The 24323-nt window shown below is 70.5% G+C and carries 13 protein-coding genes; 9 read left to right on the forward strand and 4 right to left on the reverse strand.

The annotated features are described in order from the left end of the window. The first annotated feature begins 20 nt into the window (after positions 1-20). Entirely contained in the window at positions 21-3908 is a 3888-nt protein-coding gene (locus AB0J36_RS20520; RefSeq protein ID WP_363660996.1) for a COR domain-containing protein, read from the forward strand. A gap of 10 nt (positions 3909-3918) precedes the next feature. Here the strand turns inward: AB0J36_RS20520 and AB0J36_RS20525 are convergent, their stop codons facing one another. After that, entirely contained in the window at positions 3919-6066 is a 2148-nt protein-coding gene (locus AB0J36_RS20525; RefSeq protein WP_363660997.1) for an FUSC family protein, read from the reverse strand. Between the two features lie 112 nt (positions 6067-6178). Next, positions 6179-8398, reverse strand: coding sequence for a serine/threonine protein kinase (locus AB0J36_RS20530; protein WP_363660998.1), 2220 nt, complete (start codon positions 8396-8398; stop codon positions 6179-6181). 431 nt (positions 8399-8829) lie between these two features. Between AB0J36_RS20530 and AB0J36_RS20535 the strand changes: the two genes are divergently transcribed. Continuing rightward, on the forward strand, positions 8830-12003 hold the full coding sequence (locus tag AB0J36_RS20535) for a hypothetical protein (protein ID WP_363660999.1): 3174 nt from the start codon (positions 8830-8832) through the stop codon (positions 12001-12003). Positions 12004-12111: 108 nt separating this feature from the next. Here AB0J36_RS20535 and AB0J36_RS20540 read toward each other — a convergent pair whose 3' ends face one another. Beyond that, complete coding sequence (locus AB0J36_RS20540) at positions 12112-13509, reverse strand: cation:dicarboxylase symporter family transporter (RefSeq protein ID WP_357392856.1); 1398 nt, start codon at positions 13507-13509, stop codon at positions 12112-12114. Positions 13510-13599: 90 nt separating this feature from the next. Between AB0J36_RS20540 and AB0J36_RS20545 the strand changes: the two genes are divergently transcribed. From AB0J36_RS20545 to abc-f, 5 genes are all read left to right on the forward strand, one after another. Continuing rightward, on the forward strand, positions 13600-15180 hold the full coding sequence (locus tag AB0J36_RS20545; RefSeq protein ID WP_357173508.1) for a sensor histidine kinase: 1581 nt from the start codon (positions 13600-13602) through the stop codon (positions 15178-15180). Continuing rightward, complete coding sequence (locus AB0J36_RS20550; protein WP_357119579.1) at positions 15177-15872, forward strand: response regulator; 696 nt, start codon at positions 15177-15179, stop codon at positions 15870-15872. The genes AB0J36_RS20545 and AB0J36_RS20550 overlap by 4 nt, the downstream gene beginning before the upstream one ends. A gap of 88 nt (positions 15873-15960) precedes the next feature. After that, positions 15961-16407 (forward strand): hypothetical protein, encoded by a 447-nt coding sequence (locus AB0J36_RS20555; RefSeq protein ID WP_357392857.1) that lies wholly within the window; start codon positions 15961-15963, stop codon positions 16405-16407. Beyond that, on the forward strand, positions 16404-16787 hold the full coding sequence (locus AB0J36_RS20560; protein WP_357119585.1) for a hypothetical protein: 384 nt from the start codon (positions 16404-16406) through the stop codon (positions 16785-16787). The genes AB0J36_RS20555 and AB0J36_RS20560 overlap by 4 nt, the downstream gene beginning before the upstream one ends. Before the next feature lie 337 nt (positions 16788-17124). Next, complete coding sequence (abc-f, locus tag AB0J36_RS20565; RefSeq protein ID WP_357392858.1) at positions 17125-18762, forward strand: ribosomal protection-like ABC-F family protein; 1638 nt, start codon at positions 17125-17127, stop codon at positions 18760-18762. Between the two features lie 168 nt (positions 18763-18930). On the opposite strand, the gene dnaE is transcribed toward abc-f, so the two are convergent. Continuing rightward, positions 18931-22461: a DNA polymerase III subunit alpha gene (gene dnaE, locus AB0J36_RS20570; protein ID WP_357392859.1), complete on the reverse strand. Its 3531-nt coding sequence runs from the start codon at positions 22459-22461 to the stop codon at positions 18931-18933. 143 nt (positions 22462-22604) lie between these two features. On the opposite strand from dnaE, the gene AB0J36_RS20575 reads away from it, so the two are divergent. Together AB0J36_RS20575 and AB0J36_RS20580 are read left to right on the forward strand one after the other, a co-directional pair. Beyond that, positions 22605-23225: an L-threonylcarbamoyladenylate synthase gene (locus tag AB0J36_RS20575; RefSeq protein ID WP_357392860.1), complete on the forward strand. Its 621-nt coding sequence runs from the start codon at positions 22605-22607 to the stop codon at positions 23223-23225. Positions 23226-23303: 78 nt separating this feature from the next. Continuing rightward, the gene (locus AB0J36_RS20580; protein WP_357392890.1) at positions 23304-24323 is read left to right on the forward strand and encodes an RNA polymerase sigma factor; all 1020 of its coding nucleotides are present in this window, start codon (positions 23304-23306) and stop codon (positions 24321-24323) included.

Here is a 24323-nt window from a genome sequence, read left to right on the forward strand (position 1 = left end):
GGAGACTACGCTGCTCGGGCATGGACGACGGCAGGCTTGTCGAGGCCCGGAAGCGCATTGATACCGCCACCACTGGGCATGTCGACCTGAGCGGTCTCGATCTCACCTCAGAAGACCTCACCGAACTGCTGCGCGACACCTGGGCTTTCGCCGAGGTCGTCAGCCTCGATCTCGCCAGCAACGAGCTGGACACGCTGCCGGACGCCGTCGCCGCCTGGACGTCCCTCACCCTGTTGGACCTGAGTAGCAACCGGTTTTCGTCGCTACCCGACGCCGTCGCCGCCTGGACCACCCTGGAACGGCTCATCCTGGACAACAACCAGCTCACCGCGCTGCCGAACGCCGTCGCCGCCTGGACCTCCCTCAGCGAGCTGAACCTGATCGACAACAGAATCACCGCGCTACCCGACGCCGTCGCCGCCTGGACCGCCATGACAAAGCTCAACCTGGATAACAATCAGATCAGCGCACTACCCGACGCCGTCGCCGCCTGGACCGCCCTCACCCGGCTCGACATGGATCACAACCAGCTCACCGCACTACCCGACGCGGTCGCCGCCTGGAGCTGCCTCAATGTCCTGTACCTGGAAGGCAACCAGCTCACCGCACTACCCGACGCCGTCGCCGCCTGGACCTCCCTCAGCGAGCTGAACCTGGCCAGCAACAAACTCACCGCGCTACCCGACGCCGTCGCCGCCTGGACCTCCCTCAGCGGGCTGTACCTGGAGAACAACCAGCTCACCGCACTACCCGACGCGGTCGCCGCCTGGACCGCCCTCACCGACCTGCACCTGGACAGCAACCAGCTCACCGCACTACCCGAAGCCGTCGCCGCCTGGCCCTTCCTCGATGTCCTGCACCTGAATCACAACCAGCTCACCGCACTACCCGACGCCGTCGCCGCTTGGACCGCCATGACAAAGTCCAACCTGGATAACAATCAGATCAGCGCACTACCCGACGCCGTCGCCGCCTGGACCGCCCTCACCCGGCTCGACATGGATCACAACCAGCTCACCGCACTACCCGACGCGGTCGCCGCCTGGAGCTGCCTCAATGTCCTGTACCTGGAAGGCAACCAGCTCACCGCACTACCCGACGCCGTCGCCGCCTGGACCTCCCTCACCGAGCTGCACCTGACCGGCAACAAACTCACCGCCTTGCCCGACGCTGTCGCCGCCTGGACCGCCCTCACCAGCCTTTACCTCCAGAACAATGAGCTCACCGCCTTGCCCGACGACGCCGCGTCCTGGACCTCCCTCACCGAGCTGCACCTGGAAGGCAACCAGCTCACCGCACTACCCGACGCCGTCGCCGCCTGGACCGCCCTCACCGAGCTGAACCTCGACAGCAACCGCCTCACCGCGCTACCCGACGCCGTTACCGCCTGGACCTCCCTCACCGGGCTTTACCTAGCCGGCAACCGGCTCACCGCGCTACCCGACGCCGTCGCCGCTTGGACCTCCCTCACCGGCCTTTACCTGGAAAGCAATCAGCTCACCACCCTGCCCCACGCCATCGGTCGGCTCGCAGAGCTCCGGACGCTCGTCGTCGACGACAACCCACTTCCGCCCGAGGTGCTGGCCGCTGAGGCGGAGGGCACTGAAGCGCTGCTGGCGTTTCTCCGGAACGTCGCCGCCGACGGGATACCGATTTCGGAGGCGAAGCTCCTGTTCGTGGGCGCCGGCGAGGCGGGGAAGAGCTCGCTGCTCGGAGCGTTGCGCGGCGAGCCGTGGCGGGATCGTCACCAGACGCAGGGCATGGACATCAAGTCGCTGGTGGTGACCCACGCCGGTCGGGAGATCACCCTGAACGGGTGGGATTTCGGCGGTCAGCAAGCCTACCAGCCGGCGCACCAGTTGTTCTTCAGCGCGCCGGCCGTCTACGTCGTCGTCTGGAAACCGCGTCCGGGTGTCGCGGCCGGCATGGTGGAATCCTGGATCGCCATGATCGCCCACCGGGCCCCGGACGCCCGGGTGCTCGTGGTCGCGTCGCACGGCGGGCCGACCTCGCGGGCGGACGCCATCGACGAACGGCATCTCAAGCAGCGCTTCGGTGACCTGATCATCGGCTTCTACGAGGTCGACAGCGCCGTCCCGGACGACCGGCTGGAGGCGCTGCGGGAGGCGATCTCCGTGGCCGCCGGCACGCTCCCGCACGTGCACCGCAACTATCCGGCGAGCTGGCAGCGGACGATCGAGGCCGTCACCGCCGACGGTCAGCAGGTGATCGACTACCGCGACTTCGAGGCGATGGCCGAGGCGCAGGGACTGACCGTTGCCCAGGCGCGGGCGCTGGCCAGCAACGCCCACCACCTGGGAAAGTGGATCTACTACGCGGACGACGACGCGTTGGCCGCGTTCGTGATCCTCCAACCGGACTGGCTCAACGTCGCGATCGCCGCCGTCCTCGACAGTCGAGACGCCGTCGACGCCCTCGGTCTCGTTTCACACCGTATGCTCGGCAGCCTGTGGGGTGCCGGGCAGGCGCCCGACGGCACGCTCTACACGAGGGAACAACAGCGACTGTTCCTGGCGCTCATGGGGCGCTTCGAGCTGACGTACCAGGTCTCGCTCGACGCCTCGCCCGAGCCGGTGAGCCTCATCGCGCAACTCGTCCCCGCCGCGCAGCCGGACCTGCGCAGCGCCTGGGTCGACTTTCGTTCCGGCGACCGCGAGTACCTGGAGGTGTGCCGGATCTCGGAGGGCCCGGCGGGTCCCGTGGTCATTCCCGAGTCGCTGATGTACCGGCTCATCGTGCGTCTGCACCATCAGCGCTACACGGAGCCCGACTCGTTGCAGGGCGTGCACTGGCAGCAGGGTGTGATCCTGCAGAGCCGGTACGGCGCCCGCGCGCTCCTCACGGTGCGTACCGGAGTCGGTGTCCAGGTCCAGGTCCGTGGCCCGGATGCCGTCACCTACCTGCGACAGGTCACCGACGAAATCCGCTACTGCATCGAACGGTTCTGGCCCGGCCTGACCACAGTCGCCCTCGTCGCCTGCCGGCACGGCTGCGGCCTGCCCACCCCGGGCGCGGGCCTGTTCGACGTCGACAAGCTCGTCAAGCTGCGCGACGCGCACGGTCAGAGCGTGGCGCAGTGTCCCGTCTCCAGCTGCGATGCCTTCCCCGCCATCGACGCGCTGTTGGGCGGCTCGCACGCCGGGCACGACGCGCTCGCGGTGCTGCAGGACGGCATGGCCCTGGTGGACAGGCAGGTCCGCGGCCTGAGTCGGCGGGTCACCGAGCTCAGCGACACCGTCAAGGCCAACCTCGCGGGCGTGCACGCACGGCTGACGGCCCTGATGTGGCAGCTCAACGACGAGGCCGCGGACGGGCCGCGCCTCTTCACCCTCACCCCCGTCGGGGCGTCCCTGCGCAATCCGCAGTGGACCTCCATCCGGATGCGGCTGACCTTGTACTGCGAGCACTCGCTCCAGCCCGTGCACGTCCTGGAGCCCTCTCGACGCGACGCCGGCGTCTACTCGATAGATGTCTCCCGGGAGTGGTGGGTCCGGGCCGTCCCGCTCCTGAAGGCAACCTCCATGCTCCTGAAGCCCCTGCTCGGCGTGGGGGTGGCCGAGCTCAAACTCGAGTTCAGCGACGAGCAGTGGAAGGCGGTGGAAGAGCAGGTCTCGCTGGCGAACGAGACACTGAACGCCGCGGCGGAGGCCGCCGACCACCTCACCGCCGACGACCACAGCGCCGGCCTGGCCGAGCGGGCCCCGGGCGCACCGCCGGTGCCGGTCATCGCCGAGGGCGCCACCCTCCGGACGCTGCACGCCGCGCTGCGCGCCCAGGACGTCACCATCGCCGATCTCCGCAAGGTCGTCCGCCCGGACGGCCGCATCCTCTGGGTCCACCGCCAGTTCGAGCACCTGTACCACGGCGGCCTGCCCGTCATCCCCTAACCGGGCCGGCTCAGGGTCGCCGGGGCGCGTCGGCGTCCGGGTGGATCCGGCTGAGGCTGTCGGCGAGCCCGGCGAGCCACCTGTCGACCTCCACCAGGTGCCGCACCGCGGCCGAGTCGACGTCGCCGAGAAGCGGGCGGAGCCGGTCCACCTCGTCGACGCAGTCGATCGGTACGGGCATCGGCCCGGCCGCCCGACCGTTCGTCACCTCGCCGGCCAGGTCGTCGTACGCCGACCGCAGGTGCCCGGCTGTGTCCCGCAGCAGTGCTGCTGCCGCCGGCCAGCCGGCCAGGCAGCCGGGCGGGTTCCGGCGCAGCAACGACTCGGCGCCGGGCACCAGGTGGTGTCCGGCGCTCAGGGCGGCGTCCCAGTTCAGCTGAACGCGCCGTGGGTCGTGGCGCTCGGAGTGGTACTGGCAGTAGGACGAGTCGACCAGGATCACCCGCCGGCCGACCTGGTCGAAGTCGTGCTCGGGTGGCCGCCCGTCGCCGAGCACCGCCTCGACCGTCCGCTCGACCGCCGTCCCACTGGCCGCCAGGTAGCGGGCGGCGTTGTGCCGTAGGTCGTGGCCGGCGCCGCGCGGCCACATGGCCACACCGGCGAGCACGCCGATCACCGCGCCGAGCCCGACGTCGACCAGCCGTGCCTCGGCGAGTCGCCACCCCTCGGGGCTGAGCTGGGTGAACACGACGGTCAGCAGCAGGGTGAACAGCGCCTGCTGCCACACCGGGCCGAGCAGGCGACCGACTCCGAACGCCAGCAGCAACGAGACCGGCAGTACGACGGCGTACACGACCGGTTCCTGCACGACGAGCACCAGCAGGCCGCTCGCGACCACGCCCGCGATGGTGCCGAGCACGGCGGGTCGCAGCGCGGTGCGGGTGTCGGCGGCCGAGGTGCGCAGGACGGTGAGAGTCGCCAGGAGCACCCAGAAGCCGTGGTTGAGGTGCAGCACCCCGGCCGCCACCCGGGCGACCGCCAGCGCCACCGCCAGTCGCAGCGCGCTGTGCAGGTGCGCGGAGCGGGGCGCGAGGTGGGCGCCGAACTGTCGCCAGTACAGCGTCCACGCGCCGTGTCGCGCGTACTCGAAGAGCCGGGGGTAGGCGTCGACGTCGACGCGCGCCCCGGCGGCGATCCGGGTGCCGAGGGCGAAGATCCGTACCTGGTCGGCGAGGGCCAGCGCCGTCGCGTCCCGGCACATCCGGGGTACGTCCGGCGGGCCCGATCCCACCGACGGCTCAGCCGCGCCGATCGCGGCGTCCAGGTCGCGCAGATCCGCCTGGGGCGCGTCGGAAAGCAGGCTACGGCTGGCGGCCCGGATCGCGTCGGCGCACGGGCGCAGCAGCCGCGCCGCCGCCAGGTCCGGGATCGGCGTCGAGGGGGCGTCCGTGGCGAGCCGGTCCGCCGTGGCCAGCACCTCCCGCAGCGCCGCTGCGGAGGTCCGCAGCGCCCGGTCCTGCGCTCCGGCGGCCGTGGGCGCCGACTCCGGGGAGTTGCGGCCCAGCCCGAGCAGTGCCACGAGGTCGTACGCCCGTTCGCGACGCCCGTCCCGAGCACCGGGGCCGGGGGCGGCCATCGCGTCGGCCGTGGCGTCGAGGAAGGCCGCGACGCTGTCCGCCGCTCGGGCGAGCAGTTGCCGGTAGGAGACGGACACCGGGTCGGGCCAGAGCACCACCTCGGCCGCGGCGAGCAGCACGATCGCGAGGGTGACCCCGCCGAGGCGCTGCGGCAGGCTGTCCGGCTGGTACGGCGGGAACGACGCCAGGATGTAGAAGAGTTGGAACGCGCTGGCCAGACCCACCAGTCGCGGGTTACCGACCCCGGCGAACGCCACGACGAACCCGATGACCAGCATCCCGCCGGCCGCCGCCCAGGTGTTCCATGCCAGGAGCGTGCCGGCGGCGATCAACGCCCAGACCGCCGGCAGCGACGTGACGAGGATCCGCGCCCGTTGTGACGCCGGGCCGGGCAGTTGCGCGAACGCCCCGGCGGCGATCGTGCCGAACAGCGCGTACGTGGCGAGCAGCGGGCTGCCCACGCCGTAGCGGCAGGCGTAGAAGAGGACCGACGCGACCAGGGTCAGCCGGGCCGCGCGCCGCAGGACGGCGTCACCCGGGTCACGGCGGCGAAGCCGACCGAGGAGGCTGGTTCCGAGCACGACCGCTCTCCCGGTTCGTCGCAGCGCCCCTGTCCGGTCCACCATTCTCCCCGCGACCCGCCCGGGGCGATGGGTTTCGCGGCAATTCACCGCCGTGCTCAGGATCCAGAGGCTAGGTGGCCCGCCACTTCTGGTTGGCGTTGCCGGTGCACTGCCAGATCTGCAACTGGGCGCCGTTGTCCGGGTTCGATTCGACCACGTCGACGCATCTGTCCGCCTTGGTGTTCACCAGGTCGTACGCCTTGTTGAGGGTGAACTTCTGCGATGACGCTCCGGAGCATTCGGCCAGGATGACGGCGGCCCCGTCCTGGGTGGAGTGGCCCGCGACGTCCAGGCACATACCCATGGACCGGACCGTGCCGTCCGACGGGAAGGTCCACAGCTGCTTGGCGGTGCGCCGGCAGTCCCAGATCTGCGGTCGCGCGCCCGCGTAGGGGTTGCCGTCCTGGATGTCGATGCAGCGGTCACTGGCGAAGCTGGAGATCTGCTTGCCGGCGGGCGCGCTGGACTTCGTCGGGGACGGCGGAGCGGACGGCTGCTGCGCCTGGTTCCGCGGTGCGGTGGTCGTGCCGCTGCCGGTCCCGGTGGACGCCGGCGGCCCGACGCTCATCGACGGTGGCGGGCCGGGGGACCGGGGCGGAGCCGTCGCCGCCGGCAGGCCCTGGAAACCATCCGTGATCAGCGCGAACACGGGCGTGCTGGCGGACCATTCGGCGGCGGAGGTGGTCCAGTCGATGGAGTACGCGTGCCCGTTGTGGCCGACGAACAGCCGGCTCGCCATGCGGGTCGGCGTGTCGTCCCGGTCGGTGTACGTCCACTCCCATTCGGCGGCCCGCGCCTGGTAGCGCAGCGCAGCGAGCCGGACCGGCCGGTACTGGGTGTACCGCCCGCGTTCCGCGTCCTCGCGCTGCCGCAGGGCGGCGACCAGGTCCGCCGGGACGGCCCGAAGCTCGTTGATGACGAGCACCCGGCTGCCGTCCTGCTCGCGGAAGACGACGCGCTCGCCGTCGCGGCGCGCCTGCCAACCGTCTGGAACCGGCACGAGGAAGCGGGGGTCGTCGCGGTAGTAGCGCCATCCGGCGGGCGCGGGCGGCAGCACCCGGGACACCGGCATCTCCGCGATGTTCGGGTTGGCGCTCGGGTCCGACGATCCGAGGACGCCCGCACCGCCCAGCATTCCGCCGTACCGCAGCGACGTCGTCACCACCAGGACGAGCAGCAGCGCGGCGGCCAGCGACCCGATCAACCGAGCCCGACGACGGCGCGCTGGTCCTGGCGACGGCTCGTCGTGGACCGTCGACGACGCGGCCGGGCCGTCGGCGGTGACGAACTCGGGCACGATCGCCGGACGGGACACCGGGTCGGTGGCGTCGTTGCCGGCCATGTCATCGGCGCTGGTCACCGGCACGGTGGGGGCGCCGGCATCCGGCGCCGGGACGGCAGGCACGGCTACCGCGGGCACCGCCACGGCAGGCACGGCCACGGCGGGCATTGCGGGGGTGGAGAGCGTGTCGGGGGCGGTGGCCTGACGCAGCAGTCGCTCGGCTTCGTCCGCGCCGATCCGTTGGTCCGGATCCCGCCGCAACAGTCCTTCCAGGAGCGGGGTCAGCCGACCGGCTCGCTGGGCCGGCGGTGGCGGCTCGGTGGCCAGGGCCGCCAGCGTGGCGAGCGGCGACGAGCGGTGGTACGGGGTGCGCCCCTCGACGGCCGCGTAGAGGGTGGCGCCGAGTGACCACAGGTCGGCGGCCGGCCCCACGTCGCCGTCGGTGGCCCGCTCGGGCGCGAGGAACGCCGGCGAGCCGAGCACCATCCCGGTCTGGGTCATCCGTGGGTCGCCCGGAAGGGTGGCCAGACCGAAGTCGGTCAGCACCACCCTGCCGTCGTCGCTGAGCAGCACGTTGGCCGGCTTGACGTCGCGGTGCAGCACGCCGGCCCGATGTGCGGCCCGCAGCGCGCCCAGGAGGCCCAGCCCGATCCGCGCGGCGCGGTCCACCGGCAGCGGCCCGTCGGCTTCGAGCACCTGGTGCAGCGACCGGGACGGGACGAGTTCCATCACGATCAGGGGGTCGCCGCCTGAGTGCAGCACATCGAAGACGCGTACCACGTTGGGGTGGCCCAGGCGGGCGACGGCCCGCGCCTCGCGCATGGACCGTTCGCGCAGCTCCCGGCGTTCGTCGTCACGCAGGCCGGGCGGTGCCACCAGTTCCTTGATGGCGACGTCGCGCTGAAGCATCTCGTCGCGGGCCTGCCACACGCGGCCCATCCCGCCCTGGCCGAGGGGACGGACCAGCCGGTAACGATCGGCGATCAACTGTCGAGGGGCATCGGGCACGTCAGGAAGGTACCGGGCGTTGTTTACACACCCAATTTCTCGGGACCGTCAATAAGCGGCAGTTGGCTTTTTCACATAAGGCTTCCGGTGACAACCATCCGCCATTCGATACATATGCGCCGTTGACCTGGCCCAGTCGCCCAGAGCAACGTTACCGACACGTATATCGGCAGTGTCGCAAATTAGTCATGAATTCAAATTCAGCTAGGCCGAGCGCCCAACTACCGCCGGAGTGGAGATGAGGCATCGGGCATCGATTGCCGCTGAAGGATTCGGCCCCTCAACCAACTCTCAAAAGATATGGAAACATCCCAAAGCGGGAAAGGTAGGCGTTGCCCGCCCGTAGTCGCTGCACTACGGTGCGGCACATGCGCTCCCGCCCGCTGTGCTATGCCGATGCGGCTCGTCTGCTTGGCAGCCCGGAAAATCCCGTGATACGAGCCGTCGGCGCGACGAGCGGCGTAGCTGCCGCCGGCCTGACCGCGGCTGGCCTCGGCGGAGCCGACCTCCTTTCCCTGGGCCGCGAACTGATCACCTGGGGCAACTCGGCAATGGCCGGCCTGCACGAGCGGATCGCTGGCCTACGGCGTTTCGACCGCACGCAACGTCTCGTAGCCGCCCACGCGATCATCGTCGTCACCGCCTTCTACGAGGCCTTTGAGATCGCCCTGGCCGACCATCCGGAGGTCGACCTGGCCGATGCCGCACTGACCGCCGGCGAACAGGTCGCCATCACCACCTCGACGGCGGTCGTCGACCGCTACGCCGACCTGGTGCGGGTGCTCATCGACACACCGCCTCCGATGCCCGCGCCGCACCAACCCTTCGAGGCGACGATCGCCGCGCTCGGCGGTTACTTCGGATCAGCGGCGGCAGCCTTGCGGGACTTCCTGCACGGTCTCAGCGCCTTCGAGGGACGCGACGACCGGGTCACCGAGACCATCGCGGCCATCGAAGGAGACGTACGGCGGATCGCGATTGACCGGTATACGCAGGCGTACCGGGCACTCATCACGCAGGCCCCCGAGTTCGGGGTCTGGGCGAGCATGGTCGACACCGAGGCCACCCGCGCGCTGCTGCGGGACTCGGTCGCCGACCTGTCCAGACAGCTTGCCGATCTGCGCGCCGTGTCGGCTGCGACCGCCGTCGACGCCGTCCTGGCCGGTCTCGGCCGGCGGTACCGGGCCGGATTGGACCGAGCCATCCTGGCCTCCGCGCATGCGCCTCGCCACGTCGTGCTTCCCAGCCTGGGCAAGGGCTACGTCAACCCGCACGGCCGGGTCGCGGTGGCCGGGCCCTACGATCTTCCCGCCACCGAGACGTGGTGGTCACGGTCCACCCGCCTCGATGACGTCCACGCCTTCCTGCTGGCGCACCTGACCGGACCGAACGCCGTCGAGAGCCCGCTCGTCGTACTGGGCCAACCCGGCTCAGGCAAGTCCGCGATGACGAGGGTTCTCGCCGCCCGGCTTCCTCCGGCCGACTTCCTGGTCATCCGAGTCGAACTACGCAACGTTCCCGCTGACTCCTCGATCCAGGGGCAGATTGAGGAGGCGCTCGTGCAGATGCTCGGCGAACGGGTCTCCTGGCCCGACCTCGCCCGCCGCGCGGGCGACGCGCTGCCCGTCGTCATCCTGGACGGCTTCGACGAGTTGCTGCAAGCCACCGGGATCAACCACGCGGACTACCTCGACCAGATCCGGCTGTTTCAGCAGCGCGAGGAGGAACTTGACCGTCCGGTCGCCGTGCTCGTCACCAGCCGTACCGTGGTCGCCGACCGAGCGCGGTTCCCGGACAAGTCCGTGGTGCTGCGACTCGAACCGTTCGGAGAACCGCAGATCCGGGCGTGGCTCGACGTGTGGAACGACCACAACGGTGCCAGCCTCACCGCCCGGGGGTTGCGGCCGTTGTCCGCCGAAACAGCCCTCGCACATGGCGAGTTGGCGAGTCAGCCACTGCTGCTTCTCCTGCTGGCGCTCTATGACGCGGGTGACAACGGCCTGCAGAACGCCGAGGGCGACATGCGCCGCGTGGAACTCTACGAACGACTCTTCGCTGATTTCGTCGAACGCGAGGTCGACAAACAGGAGCGCGGCCACACCGACGACCAACGCGCCCACGAGATCGCTGCGGAATGGCGCCGTCTGATGGCGGTCGCCATCGCCATCCTGAACCGAAGCGGTGAGGTGATCCTGGAAGCCGAACTGGATGCTGACATCCCGCACCTGCTGTGGAAAGAAGACCTGCGCTCGCCGTCGGCCGAGGCTGCCGACCGGGCGCTCACCATGAGCCAGCTGATGGTCGGTCGGTTCTTCTTCATCCACGAGTCGCGAGCGTCCCGGGACACCAGCGGACCGGAACGCAGCTTCGAATTCCTGCACGCCACCTTCGGCGATTTTCTGGCCGCCCGACAGATTGTCGCCGCCCTTGTCGATCTCGCCGAAGAACGCGTCCATCAGCGACGGCGTCAGGGTGTGATCGATCCCGGCCCGTTGTACGGGGCGACATCATTCGTCACCATCACCCGGCGAACTCCGCTGTGGGAGTTCTGCCGGGGAATGCTCGGGCGACTGGACCCACGGCGGCGTGGGATCTGCCGCGAGCTGGCCCTGGAGCTCCTGCCTGACGTCGGATACCCCCACCCCACCTGGACGAGAGGCGAATACGAACCTCGGCGGACACCGGCCGCCGTGCGGCAGGCGGCGTTCTCGGCGAACCTGGCCTGCTTCGTGCTGCTGTTGTCGGACGGCCCCGTGGACGCGGTCGAGTTGGTCGGGGAGCCGGTTGTCGACAACTGGCGACGGCAGGCGCTGCTGTGGCAGAGCCAACTCGACGCCGAGGACCGCAAGCGGATATGGCAGACGCTTCGGGTGGCCTGGCGGCTGGATGTGTCTCCCACCCGCCTGGAGGTACGCCCCGAGGACGGCGCCGAGATCAGCGTCTACGAGTCGCTGCCCTGGCCACCGGATACCCGTCCGAACACCCAGCCGCTTGATCGTCGGGTAGCTGCCATGGCGCCGGACGTGTTCGTCGCGGCGGACAGCCGCATCGGGCGGTCCCTGCGTCGGTCGGCGTTCGTGCAGACCGGACACGACGTTCGGGAATGCCTCTACGACCTGATGCCGTACTGGCAAGAAGCTGGCGTTCCCGGTCTGCACCAGATCGACGGCGAGCCGTTCCTGGTGTCCGAGGCGGCACTCTTTCTGCAACTACTGCTGTCGCCACCGGATCCGCAGCGGCGCGACATGCGGGCCGAGCAGTACGCCTGGGCCTTCGCGCTCACGCCCCTGCCACGGCAGCGGAGCCTGCTCATCCGGCAACTGGTCGACGATGCTCCGGGATTCTCCGCGGCGAACCTGAGGAAGATCTTCGGACGCCTCAGGATGGACGACCTCGTGAGCAACCCGACGGAGAGCGAACGGATCGTGACCACAGTGGCGGCGCGCGAGGATGACGGGCTAACGCTCGCGGAAGGACTGCTGCGCGCTGTTCAGCGCGGCGTACCTACCGAACCGATCGGGCCCGCCCGTGAGCAGGTCACTCACCTGCACCGGATGCTCGGCCTGGCGGATCCGTTCGCGCTCCCGGACCGGCCCTCCCGATAGATGGTCGGCTTCGGTGGAACCCCCTGCGGTCGCGCCGCTCGCCTCGCAACGCGGTCACGTCCTCGTCAGCGATGAGCAGGCGACCGCAGAGGGCTCCCAAGCTCCGGATCAGGCTCCCACGCCGGCGGCACTAACCGTCTTGTCGTCGGCGGGTCGCCGCGCCGCCGACCCGGACTCCTCGTCGTCGTGGTGGTCGAGCATGGTCGCCTCGTCGAACGGATCGTCGCCGCGCAGGACCTCGGCCGCCCGCTCCCGGTCGAACTCACCGGTCCAGGTGCCCACCAGCACGGTCGCCACCGCGTTGCCGGCGAAGTTGGTCAGCGCCCGCGCCTCGGACATGAAGCGGTCGATGCCGACGATCAGGCCGACCCCGTCGACGAGGTCCGGGCGGTGCGACTGGAGGCCACCGGCCAGCGTGGCCAGCCCGGCGCCGGTGACACCGGCGGCGCCCTTGGACGCGATCACCATGAACAGCAGCAGCGAGATCTGCTCCCCGACCGCGAGGGGCTTGCCCAGCGCGTCGGCGATGAACAGCGACGCCATGGTCAGGTAGATGGCCGTGCCGTCGAGGTTGAAGGAGTACCCGGTCGGCACGGTGATGCCGACGACCGGCTTGCTGACGCCGAAGTGCTCCATCTTGGCGATCAGCCGGGGCAGCGCCGACTCCGACGACGACGTCGACAGGATCAGCAGGAACTCCCGGCCCAGGTAGCGCAGCAGCGAGAAGATCGAGATCCGGGCGATGAACCAGAGCAGCGCGCCCAGCACCACCAGCACGAAGATCAGGCAGGTGGCGTAGAAGCCGAGCATGATCTGGGCGAGGCTCTTGAGGGCGTCCACGCCGGTCGCGCCGACCACGGCGGCCATCGCGCCGAACGCGCCGACCGGCGCCAGCCACATGATCATCGCGAGGACCTTGAAGACGACCCGTTGGATGACGGCGATCGCGCCGAGCACCGGCTCACCGCGCCGTCCCATGGCCTGGACGGCGAAGCCGACGAGCAGCGCGACCAGCAGCGTCTGGAGCACCTCGCCCTCGGTGAGCGCGGAGAGCAGCGTCGTCGGGATGATCCCGAGGAGGAACTCCGTCGTACCGCCGGCCTCGTCTCCGGCGGCGGCCTTGCCGGCGCCCGCGAGGTCCTGACCCAGGTCGAGGCCGGAGCCGGGGTGGATGAGGTTGCCGACGACCAGGCCGATGGCGAGCGCCACGGTCGACATGGTCAGGAAGTAGCCGAGGGCCAGGCCGCCGACCTTGCCGACCTTCGCGGCCTGCCGGACCGAGCCGACGCCGAGCACGATGGTGCAGAAGATGACCGGGCTGATCATCATCTTGATGAGGTTGACGAAGCCCGTGCCAATGGGCTTGAGTTCCTTGCCGAAATCGGGGGCGACCAGGCCGACGACGATGCCGGCGAGCACGGCCACGATGACGGCCAGGTACAGGTAACGGGTACGGTCCCGACGGGCCGACGGTTCCGCCGTGGTGGTGGATGCGGTGGTGTCCATGTCGACAATGTGAAGCGCGTCTCACCCGTTGACAGCCTTGCGGTCATTCTGTTCACCGCTCACCGGGAGAAGTCCGAGGAGGTGCCGGAGGTGGCCCGACGGCAGTGGAGCATCGCGGGGCAGCTCTTCGCCCTCCAGGCGGTGGTGGTCACCCTGCTCGTGCTGGCCGGGGCGGCGGGCGCCGTCTGGCTGGCCCGCGTCGACTCCCGCCAGGCCGCGCAGGAGGAGGTGCTCGCGGTCGCCCAGACCGTCGCCGGCTCCCCCGACGTCCGCGCGGCCCTCACGACCGCCGACCCCGCCCGCACCCTGCAGCCGTACGCCGAGTCGACCCGCAAGGCCACGGGGACGGACTTCGTGGTCGTGATGGCCCCCGACCGCACCCGCTTCTCCCATCCCACGCCGGAGCAGATCGGCGAGCCGTTCGTCGGGGAGATCGGGCCCGCCCTGGCGGGCCACGCGTTCACCACCACCAACGTCGGAACGCTCGGCGAGTCGGTGCGCGCGGTCGTCCCGGTGTACGACCAGCAGGGGCGCATCGTCGGCCTGGTCTCGGTGGGCATCACCACCCGCGCGATCAACCGGAAGCTGCTGCGCCAGCTCCCCGTGCTGCTCGGCGTCGCGGTACCGGCGCTCGCGCTCGCCGCGACCGGTTCGTGGCTGCTCAGCCGCCGCCTGCGCCGCCAGACCCACGGCCTGGGACCGACACAGATGACCCGGATGTACGAGTACTACGACGCGGTCCTGCACTCGGTGCGCGAGGGTCTGGTGGTGCTGACCACTGACCGGCGGGTGGCGTTGATCAATGACGAGGGCCGGCGACTGCTGGGCCTCGACGCCGACGAGCCGGTCACCGACCAGGCGGTGGCCGAGGTCGACCTGCCACCGGCGGTGGCCGAGCTGCTCGCGGCCGGTCGCGACGCCCTCGACGAGCCCCTGCTGGCCGGTGACCGGGTGCTGGTGGCCAACCAGCGGACCGCCCGCTTCGAGGGGGCGGCGCTCGGCACCGTGCTGACCCTGCGCGACCAGACCGAGCTACGGACCCTGGCCAGCGAGCTGGACTCGGTGCGCGCGCTCACCCAGGCGTTGCAGGCGCAGACGCACGAGTCGGCCAACCGGCTGCACACCGTCCTCACGCTGGTGGAGCTGGGCCGCGCCGACGAGGCGGTCCGGCTCGGCACCCGGGACCTCGCCCTCGCCCAGCAACTGACCGACCGGGTGGTCGACGCGGTCACCGAGCCGGCCCTGGCCGCCCTGCTGCTCGGCAAGTCCGCGCAGGCCGGAGAGCGCGGCGTGGACCTGGTGATCGAGCCGGACTGCCACCTCGACGACAGCCCGCTGCCGACCAACGACCTGCTCACCGTCGTCGGCAACCTGGTCGACAACGCCCTGGAGGCCGTCGCCGGTACGCCCCCGCCGCGCACCGTGCGGGTCTTCGTCGGCACCGTCGACGACGAACTCGTGGTTCGGGTCGCCGACAGCGGACCCGGGCTGGCGAAGGAGCGGGTGGCGGACGCCTTCCGGCGCGGCTGGTCCACCAAGAGCACCGGGCGGGGGCTCGGGCTGGCCCTGATCGGGCAGGTGGTCCGCCGGCACGGCGGCAGCGCCGAGGTGACCCGCTCGGACGCCGGCGGCAGCCTGTTCACCGTGCGACTCCCGGGGACCCGGCCGTGAACGACATCCGGGTGCTCGTGGTCGAGGACGAGCCGCTGCTGGCCGAGGCGCACGCCGCGTACACCGAGCGGGTGCCCGGTTTCGCGGTGGTCGGGGTGGCACACACCGCACGGGCGGCGATGGCGGCCCTGCGCGCCAACGACGGCGGCGACGTGGACCTCGTACTCCTGGATTTTCGGCTGCCCGACCTGCACGGCCTGGACGTCTGCCGGGCGCTGCGCGCGGCCGGCAGCAGCGTCGACGTCCTCGCGGTGACGTCCGCGCGGGACCTCGCGGTGGTGCGCACCGCGGTCTCCCTCGGGGTGACGCACTACCTGCTCAAGCCGTTCACGTTCGCGGCGTTCCGCGACAAGCTGGACCGCTACGCGGACTACCGGGCACAGGCGCTCGCCGACGGCGAGGTGGCCGCCCAGCACGACGTGGACCGGATGTTCGCCACGCTGCGCGGCGCGACCGGGCACAGCCTGCCCAAGGGGCTCGACGCGCAGACCCTCACCCGGGTACGCGCCGCGCTGGCCGACGGGTCCACTCCCGGGGCGGGGCTGTCCGCGACCGAGGTGAGCGCGGCGACCGGCATCTCGCGGGTGACCGCCCGCCGCTACCTGGAGTACCTGGTGACGATCGACAGCGCCGTCCGCCACCCCCGCTACGGCACCCCCGGCCGCCCGGAGGTTGAATACCGGCCCCGGTGAGCGGGGCGCCGCTCTACGCAGATTTGCGTAGAGCCAGAGCCTTCCGTGGGCTGACGCCAATCCCGGCTGGACTGCGGATAGTCGAGCCGTGACGGATCAATCCATGGTGAAGGCGGAACGGCGCCGCTGGGCCATCGCGACCTGCGTAGCGCTTGTCGTGGCGGCGATCGGCGACGCTGGTCCCGAGATTATCGAGTCCCGCAGCCTGGTCGCCGGTTACGACGGGCCGGGGCCGCTGATCTACCTCGGAGTGGCCGCCATGGTGGCGGCCTTCAGGTGGCGCTTCACGCCGTTGTTGGCGGTGGTGACGGGCGTCTTGTTTCTCTTCGGCGGGTTCTCCGACGCCTCCTTCGTGGGTCGGCTCGGTACCCCGACGGAACCCGTCCAGTTCTACGCGGGATGGCTTCAGATGGCCGGATTCGCCGCGGCTGTGGCGTTCGGGATCGCCGCCGTCTGGGTGCATGGTTCCGGGCCGGCCCGGACAGCGGATGCAGACAGACGACAGGACACTGAGACGGAGGGACCTCGACGGTGAGCGCGATCGTGGCGAGAGTGACGGCGGCCCGCAGAAGCACAAGGTTGTCGCTGTGGGGGCTGGTGGTGGGCATCCTGGGACTGCTCATCCAATGGATCGCGGATCCCGGCAAGTTCCCCCCGTTCCCACCGGGGATCGTCTTCATCGTGGTGTGCGGTGCCTTGGTGGTGTTCACCGTTCCGCGCTGGTGGGCACCGGTGTTCTCGGTGCTGATCTCATTGTGGATCGTCCTCGGCGGGTGGGCGGCCGGCCAGCTGACGCCGAATTTCCGATCGGAGAACGCGGGGACTGTCGCGGGCAATGTGGTGATGTCGCTCGGGCTGGTGTTTGCCGCGGCCACGGGGGTCGTGGCGATGCTCGGGGCGTGGCGGGCTCGGTGATTCCGGTCGGCCAGACCCTGGCCTGGATCATCAACCCGACCGTGATCAAGGCCGTCGTCAGAGCTCGTCGACTGGCGACGCCGTGCGGCGGTGTGGGGTCGGAACCCGGTGGCGGACGGAAGATCCGTTGTTAGACTTGGCCGAGTTGGGTCAGTGACACGACCAGGGAGACCAGACATGGCGGGTGACGACGACATCTCCGGGTGAGACCGGACATGTTCGGCCATCGGTTCGGCGCGCGTAGGCGCAGCCGTCGTGGCCATGCCGTCGCTCCACCGGTCCCGTTCGTCGTCGGGCCGCTCACGCGCGCCCAACCCACCCTCCGAGGTCACTCACCATGTCTGACGCTTTCATCGTCTGCTCGAACCTGTCCTTTTCCTGGCCGGACGACACTCCGGTCTTCTCCGACCTGTCCTTCAGCGTCCCCGGCGGTCGCACCGGTCTGGTCGCGCCCAACGGCGCCGGCAAGAGCACCCTGCTGCGGCTGATCGCCGGGGAGCTGCGGCCCACCGGCGGCAGCGTCACGGTCGACGGTCTGCTCGGGTACCTGCCGCAGACCCTGCCGCTGGCCGGCGACCTGGCCGTGTCGCAGGTGCTCGGCGTCGCCGAACGCATCGCGGCGCTGCACGCCATCGAGGGCGGCGACGCCAGCGAGACGCACTTCGCCACCATCGGCGACGACTGGGACATCGAGGAGCGCACCCGCGCCGAGCTGGATCGGCTCGGCCTGGGCGACCTGTCGCTCGACCGGCCGCTGCACACGCTCAGCGGGGGCCAGGTGGTCTCCCTCGGGCTGGCGGCGCAGTTGCTGCGCCGCCCGGACGTGCTGCTGCTCGACGAGCCGACCAACAACCTGGACCTGGCGGCCCGGCACCAGCTCTACGACGTGCTCACCGACTTCACCGGGTGTCTGCTGCTGGTCAGCCACGACCGGGAGCTGCTGGACCGGATGGACCGGATCGCCGAGCTGGAACGCGGCGAGATCCACTGGTACGGGGGCAACTTCACCGCGTACACCGAGGCGGTGCGGGCGGCGCGCGAGGTGGCCGAGAGCAACCTGCGCAACGCCGAGCAGGAGGTCAAGCGGGAGAAGCGGGAGATGCAGCAGGCCCGGGAACGGGCCGACCGGCGGGCCAGCAACGCCTCGAAGAACCTGAAGAACGCCGGCCTGGCCCGGATCGTCGCCGGTGGGCTGAAGCGCAGCGCGCAGGAGTCGGCGGGCAGGGCCCAGGACACGCACTCCGCCCGCCTCGGTCAGGCCAAGGCCCGACTGGACGAGGCGGGCCGGGCCGTCCGCGAGGAGGACCGGATCGTCGTGGACCTGCCGGACACCACCGTCCCGGCCGGACGGACGGTCTTCACCGGTACGGGGATGCGGGCCCGCTTCGACGACCGGGACCTGTTCGGCGGCGACGGCGCGGACCTGGTGATCCGGGGTCCGGAGCGGATCGCGCTCACCGGGGCGAACGGCGTGGGCAAGTCGACGCTGCTGCGCCTCGTCAACGGCGACCTCGAACCGGCCGGCGGCGAGATCCGCCGGGCCGACGGGCGGATCGCGTACCTGTCGCAGCGGCTCGACCTGCTGGACCCCGACCGGACGGTGGCGGAGAACTTCGCCGCGTACGCGCCGAGCCTGCCGGACGCCAAGCGGATGAACCTGCTGGCCCGGTTCCTGTTCCGGGGCGCCCGGGTGAACCTGCCCGTCGGGGTGCTCTCCGGCGGTGAGCGGCTGCGCGCCACCCTGGCCTGTGTGCTCTGCGCGGAGCCGGCGCCGCAACTGCTGCTGCTCGACGAGCCGACGAACAACCTGGACCTGGTCAGCGTCGCCCAGTTGGAGAGCGCGCTGACCGCGTACCAGGGGGCGTTCGTGGTGGTCAGCCACGACGAACGGTTCCTGGCCGAGATCGGCGTGCAGCGCTGGCTTCGCCTGACCGACGGCCAGCTACGCGAGATCGCCGCCCCCGACCAGGGCTGAGCCCTGGCCCGACCCTGGCCCGACCCTGGCCCGACCGCCCCGTCGATCATGGAGTGGTGGTGCCCACAAAGCGCGGTTATGGGCGCTTTGCCACCCACCACAACTCCTTGATCGGCGGGGCGGGCCGAGGACGGGCCGAGGACGGGCCGAGGGCGGGCCGAGGGCGGGTCAGCTCACGTTGGCTGGGCCGAGGACGCTCTTGAGGTCACCCATCAGCGCGGTCGTCGCCGCCACCCGGAACGGTCCCAGCCGCAGGGTGGTGGTACGGCCGCCGTTGAGCAGCTTCACGTGCACCTCGGTGTCGCCGGGGTGCAGCACCAGGGTCTCCTTGAGCCGTTCCACCAGCGGCGGGGTGCACCGGTGCACCGGGATGGTGAGGGTGACCGGCTTGTTGGTGGCGCTGGTGCTGACGTCCGGCATGGACATGTCCATCGCCATGATGCGCGGGGTGTCGTCGCGGCGGTCCACCCGGCCCTTGACCACCACGATGGCGTCCTCGGCGATGTACTGCCCGATCACCTCGTAGGTGTTCGGGAAGAACAGCGTCTCCACGCCGCCGGCCAGGTCCTCCAGGGTGGCCGAGGCCCAGGCCCGGCCCTGCTTGGTGACCCGCCGTTGGACGCCGGAGAGGATGCCGGCGAGGGTGACGACCGCCCCGTCGGGCACCGCGCCGTCCTCGGCCAGGGACGCGATCGTGGTGTCGGCCGCCGCGCCCAGGATGTGTTCCAGGCCGAACAGCGGGTGGTCGGAGACGTACAGACCGAGCATCTCGCGCTCGAAGGCCAGCTTGTCGCGCTTCTCCCACTCGCTGTCGCCGATCACCGGCATCACCGTCGTGCTGCCGGTGTCCGCGTCGCCGAAGCCGGCGCCGAACAGGTCGTACTGGCCGACGGCCTCCTTGCGCTTGACGTCGGCGTACGCGTCGATGGCGTCGGCGTGCACCGCGAGCAGGCCCTTGCGGGGGTGCTCCATGGAGTCGAACGCGCCCGCCTTGATCAGCGATTCGATGGTCTTCTTGTTGCAGACCACCGCGTCCACCTTGGACAGGAAATCGTAGAAGTCGGTGTACTCGCCCTTCTCCGCGCGGCACCGCATGATCGAGGCGACGACGTTCGCGCCGACGTTGCGGACCGCCGCCAGGCCGAAGCGGATGTCCTTGCCGACCGGGGTGAACGGGCCCGCCGAGGTGTTCACGTCCGGCGGCAGCACCTGGATGCGCATCCGGCGGCACTCGGACAGGTACAGCGCCATCTTGTCCTTGTCGTCGCCGACCGACGTGAGCAGACCGGCCATGTACTCGGCCGGGTAGTGCGCCTTCAGGTACGCCGTCCAGTAGGAGACCAGGCCGTACGCGGCGGAGTGCGCCTTGTTGAAGGCGTACCCGGCGAACGGCACCAGCACGTCCCACACGGCCTGGATCGCCTCGTCGGAGTAGCCGCGCTCGCGGCAGCCGTCCCGGAACGGGATGAACTCCTTGTCGAGGATCTCCTTCTTCTTCTTACCCATCGCCCGGCGCAGCAGGTCCGCCTGGCCGAGGGTGTAGCCGGCGAGGATCTGCGCGGCGCGCTGCACCTGCTCCTGGTAGACGATCAGGCCGTGCGTCGGCGCCAGGATCTCCCGCAGCGGCTCCTCCAGCTCCGGGTGGATCGGCGTGATCTCCTGGAGGTTGTTCTTGCGCAGCGCGTAGTTGGTGTGCGAGTCGACGCCCATCGGTCCGGGCCGGTACAGCGCCAGGACGGCGGAGATGTCCTCGAAGTTGTCCGGCTTCATCAACCGCAGCAGCGAGCGCATCGGCCCACCGTCGAGCTGGAAGACGCCGAGGGTGTCGCCGCGGGCCAGCAGCTCGTACGCGGCCTTGTCGTCCAGCGGCAGACCCAGCAGGTCGAGCTTGAGGCCGTGGTTCAGCTCGATGTTCTTGACCGCGTCGTCGATGATCGTCAGGTTGCGCAGGCCGAGGAAGTCCATCTTCAGCAGCCCGAGCGACTCGCAGGTCGGGTAGTCGAACTGCGTGATGATCGCCCCGTCCGCGTCGCGGCGCATCAACGGGATGTGCTCGATGATCGGCTCGGCGGACATGATGACGCCGGCCGCGTGCACACCGGTCTGCCGGATCAGCCCCTCGATGCCCTTGGCCGTGTCGATCACCTTGCGCACGTCCGGGTCGGAGTCGTACAGGCCCCGGATCTCGCCCGCCTCGGCGTACCGGGGGTGCTTCGAGTCGAAGATGCCGGTGAGCGGGATGTCCTTGCCCATCACGGCCGGCGGCATGGCCTTGGTGATCCGGTCACCGACCGCGTACGGGAAGCCCAGCACCCGGGCCGAGTCCTTGATCGCGGCCTTCGCCTTGATCGTGCCGAAGGTGGCGATCTGGGCGACCTTGTCCTCACCCCACTTGTCGGTGACGTACTTGATCACCTCACCGCGCCGACGCTCGTCGAAGTCGATGTCGACATCCGGCATCGAGACCCGCTCGGGGTTGAGGAACCGCTCGAAGATCAGGCCGTGCTGGATCGGATCCAGGTCGGTGATGCCCAGCGCGTACGCCACCAGCGAGCCGGCGGCCGAACCACGGCCCGGGCCCACCGCGATGCCCTGCTTCTTCGCCCACTGGATGAAGTCGGCGACCACGAGGAAGTACGACGGGAAGCCCATCTGGTTGATGACGCCCAGCTCGTACTCCGCCTGGACGACGTGCCCCTCGGGGATGCCGTTCGGGTAGCGACGGCCCAGCCCGGCGAAGGTCTCCTTGCGGAACCAGGACTCCTCGGTCTCGCCGTCGGGCACCGGGAAGCGTGGCATCAGGTTGTGGAACTCGAACATGCCCTTCGGATCGACCTTCTCGGCGACCAACAGGGTGTTGCGGCAGCCCTGCTGCCACAACTCGGACGAGTCGACCGCGCGCATCTGGTCGGCGCTCTTGACGAAGTAGCCGCCGCCCTCGAACCGGAACCGGTTCGGGTCGTCGATGTTGCTGCCGGTCTGCACACACAGCAGCACGTCGTGCGCGGTGGCCTGCGCCTCGTGCGTGTAGTGCGAGTCGTTGGTAACCACCGGCGGGATGTCCAGCTTGCGGGCGATCTCGGTGAGCCCCTCGCGGACCCGGCTCTCGATGGAGAGGCCGTGATCCATGATCTCCAGGAAGTAATTGTCCTTGCCGAAGATGTCCTGGTAGCTCGCGGCGACCTTGAGCGCCTCGTCGAACTGCCCCAGCCGCAGTCGGGTCTGCACCGCCCCCGACGGGCAGCCCGTGGTGGCCATGATCCCCTCGGCGTGCTCGGCGATCAGCTCCATGTCCATCCGGGGCCACTTGACGTAGTGCCCCTCCATGGAGGCGCGCGAGTTGAGGGTGAACAGGTTCTTCAGACCCTGCGCGTTCTTCGCCCACATGGTCTTGTGGGTGATCGCGCCGTTACCCGAGACGTCGTCGCTCTTCTGCTCCGGCCGACCCCACTTGACCCGCGCCTTGTGGTAGCGCGACTCCGGCGCCACGTACGCCTCGACGCCCAGGATCGGGGTGATCCCGGCGGCCACCGCCTGGTTGTAGAAGTCGTTCGCGCCGTGCATGTTGCCGTGGTCGGTGATCGCCACCGCCGGCATGCCCAGCCGGTTGGCCTCGGCGAACAGGTCCTTCAACCGGGCCGCTCCGTCGAGCATCGAGTACTCGGTGTGCACGTGCAGATGCGCGAACGAATCAGCCATGCGTGGCGCCCCCCGGCGGTGTGGATCTAGGTGGTCGGAGCCGACCGGCACCTACCCTACCGAGGTGATCTCGGCGGCTCCACCGTCCGCGCCGAGGGTGGTCCGCGTCTCCTGTTCGCACCGGACAGGCCTAGGCTCGACGGATGGCGAGGTACTACGACGTACACCCGGAAAACCCGCAGCCCCGCGTGATCGGGCAGGTCGCCGACCTGGTCCGCGGCGGCGGCCTGGTCGCCTATCCGACGGACTCCTGCTACGCGCTGGGCTGCCAACTGGGCAACCGGGACGGGTTGGACCGGATCCGCGCGATCCGCCATCTCGACGAGCGGCACCACTTCACCCTGGTCTGCCGGGACTTCGCGCAGCTCGGCCAGTTCGTCCAGATCAGCAATGCGGTGTTCCGCCTGGTGAAGGCGTCCACGCCGGGCAGCTACACGTTCATCCTGCCGGCCACCAAGGAGGTGCCCCGCCGGATGCTGCACCCGAAGAAGCGGACCGTCGGTGTCCGCGTACCCCGGCACACGGTGACCCAGGCGCTGCTCGCCGAGCTGGGCGAACCGCTGGTGTCCAGCACCCTGACGCTGCCCGGCGAGGACGAGCCGATGACCCAGGGGTGGGAAATCAAGGAACAGCTCGACCACCAGCTCGACGCGGTGCTGGACGCCGGCGAGTGCGGCATGGAGCCGACGACGGTGATCGACCTGTCCGGGCCGGAGCCGGAGATCCTGCGCCGGGGCGCCGGGGACGTGTCCCGCTTCGAGTAGCCCGGGTCGGGTGCCGGACCGGACGAGGACGGACCAGCGCCGACGGCCGCACGCTTGAGGATCGACCACCGGCGAGCATTGGACACCCGGCCGGCATCCCCGACCCCGCTGACCTCGACGCCCTGGCCCGCTCCGCCGCGCAGGGCGACCCGGCGGCGCTGGACGCTCTGCTGGTCGCGGTGCGTCCGGAGGCGCTGCGGCTGTGCGCCCGATTCCTGCCCAACCGCCAGGACGCCGAGGAAGCCTGCCAGGACCACGCTCCTGGCGCTGGCCGGCGGCATCACCCGGTTCGAGGGTCGCTCCTCGTTCCGTACCTGGCTGCACCGGCTGGCCGCCAATCGGGTCCGCTCCACGTACCGCAGGTTGCGTCGCCGCTGTCGACTGGAGGCCGGCGGTGTTCCGGTGCCCGATCAGGCCGATCCGCGGCGGACCAGCGTGGTCGCGGGCACCCGCCTCGATCTGCTCGACGCGTTCGACTCGGTCCACCCCGACCACGCCGAGGTGGTGGCCCTGCGCGACGTGCTCGGGCTGAGCTACCCCGAGATCGCCACCCTGCTCGACCTTCCGGTGGGCACGGTGAAGTCCCGGTTGCACCTGGCCCGGCGGCAGGTCCGGCAACGGCTCGGCGCCGGACGATCCCGTCATCGTTCCGCCGGCTCACCGTCGTCCTCGCGGCCACCGTGGGGGTCGCCGCCTGCGGCGCCGACGCCGTCTCGCCGCCGCCCGTCCAGCCGCCCGGCCCGACCCGTTCGACGCCGGCACCCCCGGCGATCTCCGCGAGCCCCCGCGCCCACCGCGTCGCCGTCCCGACCGCCGCCGACCAGCGGGCGTCCGCCCGCACCACCCACACCAAGGGGTACGCCCCGAACGACTCCCCCGTCGACCACCGCGACACCGGCCTGCCAGGGCGCGGTCCGCTACGACCTGCCACTCGCCGAGACCGAGATCGAGCTGCTGCGATCGCTCTGCTTCGCCACCGGTGCGGTGCTGCGGATCCAGGGCATCGGGCCCGGGCTCGTCACGGTGGACGTCGGCTACTTCCAGGTCGGCCCGGCCAGCTTCGTCGAGCGGAACTTCCGCCAGGGCGCGTCCTGCTGA

This window comes from Micromonospora sp. NPDC049662 (genome assembly GCF_040675055.1).
In the GTDB taxonomy this organism is placed as follows: Bacteria; Actinomycetota; Actinomycetes; order Mycobacteriales; family Micromonosporaceae; genus Micromonospora.